The organism is Pseudonocardia sp., from assembly GCF_025965585.1.
GTDB lineage: Bacteria > Actinomycetota > Actinomycetes > Mycobacteriales > Pseudonocardiaceae > Pseudonocardia.
Map to the genome: position 1 here is coordinate 1 of NZ_JAOPWR010000468.1, position 7808 is coordinate 7808.

The window sequence follows — 7808 nt, forward strand, 5'->3', positions numbered from 1 at the left end:
GAGGCGCGGGCTTGAGTCCGGCGGCGATGTACGTCCACTTTCCGTCCAAGGAGGCGATCCTGATGGAGGTCGCCCGCACCGCCCATGAGAAGGCCCTCGACGCCCTGAGGGAGGTCGACCACGGCAACCCGGTGGAACGGATCTGGAACGTGGTCTACCGGCACGTGTCATGGAACGCCCGGTACCACGTGGCGGCGAGGTGGCGCAGTACGAGCTGGCGAATCTGACGCCGGAGGACTACGCGGCGATCCGCGAGATCCGTCGGACCACCACCCGCGTCTATCGCGAGGCGGTCGCCGGCGGCATCGAGGACGGGGTGTTCGTGCCGATCGACGTCAAGCGTGTGGTGCGCGGCATCATCGCGCTGGCCATCGACCCGGTCCGGTGGTACCGGGTCGAAGGCTCGGACAGCCCCGAGCAGCTCGGGGAGTTCTACGCGGGTCTCGCGCTCGCGATGCTCACCAGTGCGCCGCCGGCCCCGGACAGGGGCGCGGTCCGTCCGGCCGTCGCGGGGGCGACGACCGCGTCCGTACGCGACTGATCCGGCCACGGGGCAGGCCGACGTCACCTCCAGGTGACGTCGGCCTCGTCGTCGGTCCCGGGCGCCGGCGCCCTCATCTCGACCCGTCTCAGGCGGACGCTGCCTCGTAGAACCTCTCCAGCTCCGACCCGATGTCGGGCCCGCACGGCTGGAACACGATCTCGGTGACCCCCTTCGCGGCGAGGTCGTCCAGGCGGCGCCGGACCTGGTCGCGAGTCCCGGTGATCGTCGCCTCCTGCAGGATCACGTGGCCGCCCGCATCCCACGCCGCCTGATCCGCCGCGTTGAGCTCGACGCAGTGGCCGGCGTGAAGCATGAGATGCCGCTGCTCGGGGGGCGTCTTCTCCACGACGTCCATCCACTCCGGGCCACCCGGAAGTTCGCGCACCGCGTCCGGCCCGCCGAACTCGTAGGCGCCGTGGTAGGCCAACGCCCAGCCAGGACCGCCCGCGACACGGGCGTGCTCGGAGTCGAAGGCCTCCCCCTCGTCGAGCACCGTGCCCCACGCCAGGTACGGCACCCACGAGTACTCGCTCATGAACTCCGGCAGCTGCAGAGTCACGTACAGGCCGTCCCCGAGCTCACTGGCCACCTTGTGCCCCTTGGGGCCGAGCGCACCCACGAGAATCGGGACATCGACCGGTCGGGCCGGGGCGTGTCCGTCGGGATGCAGCATCTGCATCTGGGCGCCCTCCCACTCGATCACCTCGCCGCGGAGAAGCCCGCGGTAGGCGCGGATGTAGGAGTCCATGAACGCCCACGTGATCGCGCCGTACCCCATGGCACGACGGCCGGTGAAGCCGGTTCCGAAAGCAATCGCGACGCGGCCCGGGGCGAGCGCGGCGAGGGTGGCGGTCGCGGCGGCGTTGACCATCGGATGACGCAGGCTGGGAACCAGCACACCGGGGCCGAGCCCGATCCGCTCGGTCCGCTCGGCAGCCAGCGCGAGAGCCATCCACACGTCCGGGCTCTGTTGCGGTGTGTCGTAGACCCAGGCTCGGTCGTAGCCCAGCCGCTCGGCCAACGCGATGTTGTCCGGCGAGTCCAGGGCGGTCGGGAAAGCGCAGGACACCTCCATGGGTCCTCCATTTCGCAGATCGGGTGGTAAGGGGACGCGCGGAGGTCCAACGCCACCGCCTGAAGGAGTCACGGTCAGACGGTCTACGGCAGACCACCGTGCGGGACGTCGACCTCGACCGCCAGGAGCTGGGCTTCGCGGACCGGGCGACGCTCGTGCTCTGCGAACGAGGGCGCAGCACACAGGAACAGGGTGCGGCCGTCCTCGCCGCCGAGCATGCAGGCGAAGACTCCCGTCCCGGTCGGGATCTCATCGACGATCTCGCCGCCCTCCCGGACCCGGATCACGCGGGCGTGGAGCGCGTCGGCCACCCAGATCGCCCCCTCCGCATCCGCGCAGATGCCGTCGGGACCGACCTGGAGCCGTTCGACGGCGTCGCCCACATCATCGGTCTGCGGTGTCTCGCCGAACTGCGCCCATACCCGTCGGTTGCTCAGCCCACCGTCCTCGCCGATGTCAAAGGCGGTGATCCGCCCGGCGAACGTCTCGGCGACGAGGAGCACACCGCCGGGCAGGATCACCATGCCGTTGGGGAACCCCAGGTCCTCGGCCACCGTGGTGACGGTCCCGTCCGGATCGACCCGGGTGAGCGTGGCGTAGCGCAGCGGCGCGCCGCCCATGAGGTCGAACCCGAAGTCGCCTACGAAGGCGCGTCCGGACTCGTCGACGACCATGTCATTGGGCATGCCGGACACAGCTCCGGACAGATCAGCATGCTCACTCAACTGACCGGCATCGTCACGCACCAGGATGCGGTGATCGCGCATCGAGACGATGAGTGCGCGTCCGTCGGGAAGGAACCCCAGGCCGGACGGCTGGCCGGGAACCTCGGCGATGACCTCGGTACTGCCGCGACCGTCGGTCGCCACGACCTGATTGGTGTAGAAGTCCGAGACCCACAGGCGCCCGTCTCGCCATCGTGGGCACTCCAGGTAGGAGTACCCGTCCAGTACGACCGACAGCTTGCGAACCATTGACTGTCCCTGCGTCATTCTGACCTCGTCCCCGTACGTCGTCGTCGGTCCTGGGGGAGCGGTGTAGCTCAGCGAACAGCTGCGGCGTGAAGGACTCCACGAGGCCGGTGACCGTTCGACCGCTCCAGCGGATGGCAGTGACAGAGCGCATAGTTATCGAGCGCCCCTGCTGTGTCAAGCGCCACGTGTGGCCGCACGCGACCTGACGTTCACGCAGATCGCGATCCGCCCGGCCGACGCCCTCGCGCTGAAGAAGATCCAGCACGGCTTGCCGGAAGCGTTACCTGCCGGTGGTCGACCTGTGCTTTGGTTTGCACCCCTTGGAGGGGAAAGTATGGGTCCAGTTCGGCATGCTGCGCGGACGTCAGGCGCATCGACGGCGTCCGGCGCGAGCGGTTCCGCGTCGGAGTCGTCAGTGATCGCGGTGTCGACCAGCGGGCCTGCAGGCCGAGACAGGCACTCATACGCGTCCCCGTGCGGCGAGTCGTGCGCGTGGCGGGCGGCGGCGTAGCCGCACTGATCGCCAGCCTGCGCGACACTCCGGTAGAGCCCCGACCGTAGAGCGCTGCACCGCCGAGCAGCCAGCAGACTGGTGCAGATCGCCCGTCCGACGGCCGGGGCCGGCCGAGCGGGGCGATCTGCGGGGCGTCGCGGTCTTCAGTGCGGTGGCCACGAGCGTTGCCGGGTTGATCGTGGGATCCAGGTGGTTCCTCGCGGCGCCCCACCAGGTCTGGGTCGTCGGCGGGCGGCCGTCGTCACGGCCAGACGTCGATGACGACGAACTGTGCCGACGGCTCGTAGCGGTAGCCGACGCCGCGGACCGTGACCAGCGGCGCGGGTAGCCAGGGCAGCTTCGCGCGCAGCCGGGAGAGGATCACGTCGACCGCCCGGGGCCCGAGCGAACCGTCGGCGTCGTCGAGGGCGTCACGGAGTTCCTCCCGCGACACGGCGTCGTCGCGACGTTGCACGAGGTACGCCAGGACGGCGGCCTCGCGCGGGGTGAGCCTGGCCGCCGCGCCGTCGACGACGAGCTCCCGGCTGTTCAGGTCGAACACTCCCCGTACCGAGGAGGTGATGTGCGGGGGGCCGAGCACCGACACGGTCGTCCCGCGGATGTCGGGCACGGTGTCGGGCAACGTGCTCAGGGCGGTGTCGACGGCCTCCTCGATCCGCGGTGTCGACGACCGGGCATCGTCGGAGGTCAACTCGAGCTCGACCAGGAGCCGGATCCGGATTGTGGTGGCCGATCCCGCGGGTGGGGTCGGGGGGTCATTGGGTAGCACTGGGTCTCCGGGCGCCACGGGGTCCTACACGGGCAGCGGGTATCCCGACACAGTGCGCTGGCGGAGCGGTGCAGGTCGACGTGACGTCGCAAGGTGAGCCACAGGAACGGGAGCTCGACCATCCCCGAAGACAACCTGATGCCGGAGCTGGACGTCAATGTCGGCGTTCTGATGCGTGGCACGGCTCAGCGCTCGAACAGCGAGGTGACGGAGCCGTCCTCGACGATCTGCTCGATGGCCCTGGCGATGATCAGCGTCTCGACCAGGTTCTTGTTCGGCACCGGGCCGACCGACTGCACCACGAACACGTCCGCACCGCGCACCGACTCCTCGAACCGGACGAAGATCTCGCCGTTCGCGAAGTCGTGCACCACCTGCGGCGTGATCGACACGTCCACGTGCTTGGCGACCTGCTCGGTCAGCTCGGGGTACCCACGGCCTCCGACGAGCAACATCCGCCGAGCCGTGCTCATCCGATCTCCTCGTACGACGTCCGGGCTGCCAGCAGCGCCCTGCCTCGGCGGTAGGCGGCCCGCAGGTCGGTGCCGTCGTAGGTGACACTCGCCAGCGCCCGGATCTGCGCGTCCCCGTTGACCGCGACGGTGTGGCGCAGCGCCCGGAACAGCTCCATGTCCGAGCGTGAGTCACCGTAGGCCACGCAGTCGGCGGAGGTCAGGCCGTGACGGGCGAGCAGCCCGCGGGCGACGGTCACCTTCGACTCCGTGGTCAGCACCGCCGTCGGGTCCAGGGGCCCGCCGATCGCGATGTCTGTGGCGTGCGCGGTACCGACTCCCCAGCCGAGTAACCTGCGCACGAAGAACAGCGGCGACATCGAGATCACCGCCGAGTGCTCTCCCCGGGCGGCGATGTCGGCCCAGACCTCGGCGACCCCCTCCAACCACGGTGAGCTGTGGAATGCGGCGTCGATGTCGCTGTCGCTGATGGTCTGCCAGATCGGGTGGCACGCTCTGGCGAAGCCGATGTTGTCGATCCGGCCGCTCGCCGAGGCGGTCTCGAGTTCCTCGATGTCGGCGAGCCGCCCGATCCGACGCCCGATCTCCAGGCTCGCGCTGCTCCCGCGCAGCAGCGTCCCGTCCATGTCGAACAGGTGCAGTGCGGTCACCGGCCGGTCACGCCTCGCGCAGCTGGTCGCCCAGCAGACGCAGCGCCACCTCGACGGCCTGCAGCTTCACCTCGGTGCGGTCGCCGTCGAAGACGTGGCGTTCGGTGACGACCTTCCCGCCGCGGTGCAGGGCGGAGGTGTAGACCGTCCCCACGGGATCGACGGCGTTGCCGCCCGTGGGGCCGGCATATCCGGTGAGCGCGACACCGGCGCCGGCGGTGGAGTGCTCGATGACCCCGGCGGCCAGTCCTTCGGTCACCGCGGCACTGACCATCCCGTGCTCGGCGGAGACCTCGGGCTCGACGCCGAGCCCGACGGCCTTGGCCGAGCTGTGGTAAAGCACGAAACCTCGCTCGAACACGGTGGAAGCACCCGAGACCGAGGTCAGGGCGGCCGCGACGAGCCCCCCGGTCACCGTCTCGGCGGTGGCGATGCGCACCCCGAGCTGTTGGGCGCGGCGCAACACCTCCGCGGCCTGTTCCAGCAGCTCGCGGTCGAACAGTTCGGACATGGTCTGCTCCTTCTCTGGTCTGCTCAGGGGGCGACGGCCGCGAAGGCCAGTGCCTCGCCCGCCAGCCGGCGGGTGGCCTCGGCGGGATCGGGATCGGCGTAGATCGCGCGCCCGACGATCGCGTAGGACCGCGGACCGCGGACCGCGCCGAAAGCGTCCGGGATGGCCCCGCCGAGCGCGCCGATCCCGGGCAGGAAGAACGTCAGGTCGGGCTCGCGCTCGCTCAGCGCGGCGGTCACCGCGGTGACCTGCTCCGGATCGTGAGCCGGGACGATGACGTCGCGGGCACCCTCGGCCAGTGCGAGTTCCGCGACCCGGGGGAGCACGTCGTCGGCGACCCAGCCACCGCCGGAGACGGTGAAGTCGGGCAGCGGCAGCGCGGCGCCGACGATCGGGCGGACGCCGTGGTCCAGCGCGCCACGGACGAAACGCCGCACCGCCGTGGGCCCGGCGATCGGGAAGACGATCACACCGTCCACCCCGGCCGACCCGACGGCCGAGGCGAACGCGGGCCCGTTCGACGGGACGTCGAGGCCGGCCTTCTGGTGGTCGTAGTAGAGCGGCAGCGCGGTGACGGTGCGCAGGGCGCACACCGCCTCGACCAGCCCGATCTCGAGCACCGTGGTCTGGCTGACCTTGTACCCGACGACGCCGTCGATGCCGGTGGTCGCCTCGACGAGACGGAGAACATCGTCGAGGCCGCACAGGTCGAGAGCGGGGATGACACCGTGTGTCGGTGGGGATGCCATGGGTGGACTCCTGTCCCGCACCGGGCGGGCTCGTCGTGCCGATGCCGGTACGACGAGCCCGCGCCGGGGCGACTCGGCTTGTGGGCGGTCAGGTCCCGGCGACCGGGAGCGGCGCCGCGGCCTGTTCCTGCGGGGCGATGACGGAGGCGTAGTACTCCTGCGGGACCGTCCGCTCGCTGCGCTCGATCAGGTCGAGGAAGTCCCACCGCCGCAGCAGCTTCCCGTTCCGGTACACCGGCTGGAGCAGGTTCTCCTCGGCCGGGACCGCGTCCTTGGCGACGGTCTCGTAGCGCCCGTCGACCTGGCGCACGGCGAGCCGCCCGCGCTTGGAGGCCTTGAGGTCCACCCCGTTGGGGCTCTTCCAGATGTCGACCCACTCACCGTTGATCCGCACCGCGTTGGCCTTCTGCGCGAAGTGCAGCGAGTCGCGGTTGATGTGCTGCAGCAGGCCACCGCCCATTCCGAAGTAGACGTTGTCGGCGGCGAGCTTGCGCCGGTCGAGCTCCTCGTAGATCGCGCGCAGGCTCTCGAGGGTGATGCCGTCTCCCTGGCACACCCGGATCTGGTCGGGCAACACCTTGTAGCCCTTGCTGTTCTCGATGTAGCCGTAGTGCTCGAAGAGGCCCTCGATGGTGTCGGCCACGACCGAGACGGGCTCTCCCGAGTCGGGCCGCACGAACACGGTGCCGGTGTGGTTGTCGACGAGCTCCTTGAGCTCCCTGCCGAAGATGTTGTGCACCGCGTTGTCGAGGTCGTAGGAATCGGCCACGATGACGACGACCGGCCAGCCGCGGTACTTGTTGATCGCGTTCGCGTAGGCGGCCGACTCGTTCTCCCGGCCCCACGCCGTCATCGTCGAGTGCTCGGAGTTGGGTCCGGAGGCGCCCGGCGCGACCGCGTTGTAGTAGCGCTGCGCGGCGAGCGAGCCGGAGATGGTGTCGGTCTGTTCGAAGTTCACCAGGTGCGCGAGCCCGCCCAGCCCAGCCGACTGCTGGGAGCTGACCCCACGGGCGCCGTAGTCGTGCAGCAGGTCGCGGATGATCTCCGGGTGGTCGGAGGTCCTCTCGATGGCCTGCCTGATGATCTGCTTGGACAGCCAGCTCAGGGTGCCCACCGACGTGGGGTACCAGACCGACCGCAGCAGCGGCGTCTCGACGAAGCTGGTGAGCCAGAAGTACTTCGGGTCGGTGTTGATGATCTGGACGAGCGCGTTGCGCACCGGCAGCACCGTGCCCTCGGGCAGGGCCTCGATCTCGAGCGGCAGGTAGCCGTCGTACTCGTTGAGGATGCCCAGCCAGCCATCCCGATTGAACGGGATCTTGTGCTGCCGCGTGACGATCTCGGCTTCGTCGATGTCCTCGAGCGTGATCGGCTTGAGCAGGTACTCCTTGATGAACGCCTGCAGCCCGACGAACAGGTGGGCGGGGTAAGGGCCGCCACGCGACTCGATATAGCTCGATACGTATTCCGTTCCCGGCGGGTACAGCACGTGGTGCGAATGCTTGTAGCTGTCGGTGTTGAGGATGATGTTTCCGAAGTCGGAGAACTT

10 protein-coding genes are annotated in these 7808 nt (G+C 69.6%); 2 read left to right on the forward strand and 8 right to left on the reverse strand.

The window, feature by feature from the left end:
• Positions 1-227, forward strand: a 227-nt coding sequence (locus JWR81_RS28725; protein WP_297659747.1) for a TetR/AcrR family transcriptional regulator, incomplete at its 5' end; no start/stop codon positions are given.
• The gene (locus JWR81_RS28730; RefSeq protein ID WP_297659750.1) at positions 200-541 is read left to right on the forward strand and encodes a hypothetical protein; all 342 of its coding nucleotides are present in this window, start codon (positions 200-202) and stop codon (positions 539-541) included. The genes JWR81_RS28725 and JWR81_RS28730, both read left to right, overlap by 28 nt.
• An 88-nt stretch (positions 542-629) precedes the next feature.
• Here the strand turns inward: JWR81_RS28730 and JWR81_RS28735 are convergent, their stop codons facing one another.
• From JWR81_RS28735 to JWR81_RS28770, 8 genes are all read right to left on the reverse strand, one after another.
• Positions 630-1619 (reverse strand): LLM class flavin-dependent oxidoreductase, encoded by a 990-nt coding sequence (locus tag JWR81_RS28735; RefSeq protein ID WP_297659752.1) that lies wholly within the window; start codon positions 1617-1619, stop codon positions 630-632.
• A gap of 83 nt (positions 1620-1702) precedes the next feature.
• Positions 1703-2593, reverse strand: a complete 891-nt coding sequence (locus JWR81_RS28740) for an SMP-30/gluconolactonase/LRE family protein (protein ID WP_297659765.1) — start codon at positions 2591-2593, stop codon at positions 1703-1705.
• 755 nt (positions 2594-3348) lie between these two features.
• Positions 3349-3798 (reverse strand): winged helix-turn-helix domain-containing protein, encoded by a 450-nt coding sequence (locus JWR81_RS28745; RefSeq protein WP_297659768.1) that lies wholly within the window; start codon positions 3796-3798, stop codon positions 3349-3351.
• A 263-nt stretch (positions 3799-4061) separates the two neighbouring features.
• Positions 4062-4349, reverse strand: coding sequence for a ribose-phosphate pyrophosphokinase-like domain-containing protein (locus tag JWR81_RS28750; protein WP_297659771.1), 288 nt, complete (start codon positions 4347-4349; stop codon positions 4062-4064).
• Entirely contained in the window at positions 4346-4999 is a 654-nt protein-coding gene (locus JWR81_RS28755) for an HAD family phosphatase (protein WP_297659774.1), read from the reverse strand. The genes JWR81_RS28750 and JWR81_RS28755 overlap by 4 nt, the downstream gene beginning before the upstream one ends.
• 7 nt (positions 5000-5006) lie before the next feature.
• Positions 5007-5510: a CinA family protein gene (locus JWR81_RS28760; protein WP_297659777.1), complete on the reverse strand. Its 504-nt coding sequence runs from the start codon at positions 5508-5510 to the stop codon at positions 5007-5009.
• Positions 5511-5533: 23 nt separating this feature from the next.
• Entirely contained in the window at positions 5534-6259 is a 726-nt protein-coding gene (locus tag JWR81_RS28765; RefSeq protein ID WP_297659780.1) for an orotidine 5'-phosphate decarboxylase / HUMPS family protein, read from the reverse strand.
• A gap of 88 nt (positions 6260-6347) precedes the next feature.
• Entirely contained in the window at positions 6348-7787 is a 1440-nt protein-coding gene (locus tag JWR81_RS28770; protein ID WP_297659783.1) for a nicotinate phosphoribosyltransferase, read from the reverse strand.
• Positions 7788-7808: the final 21 nt, after the last annotated feature.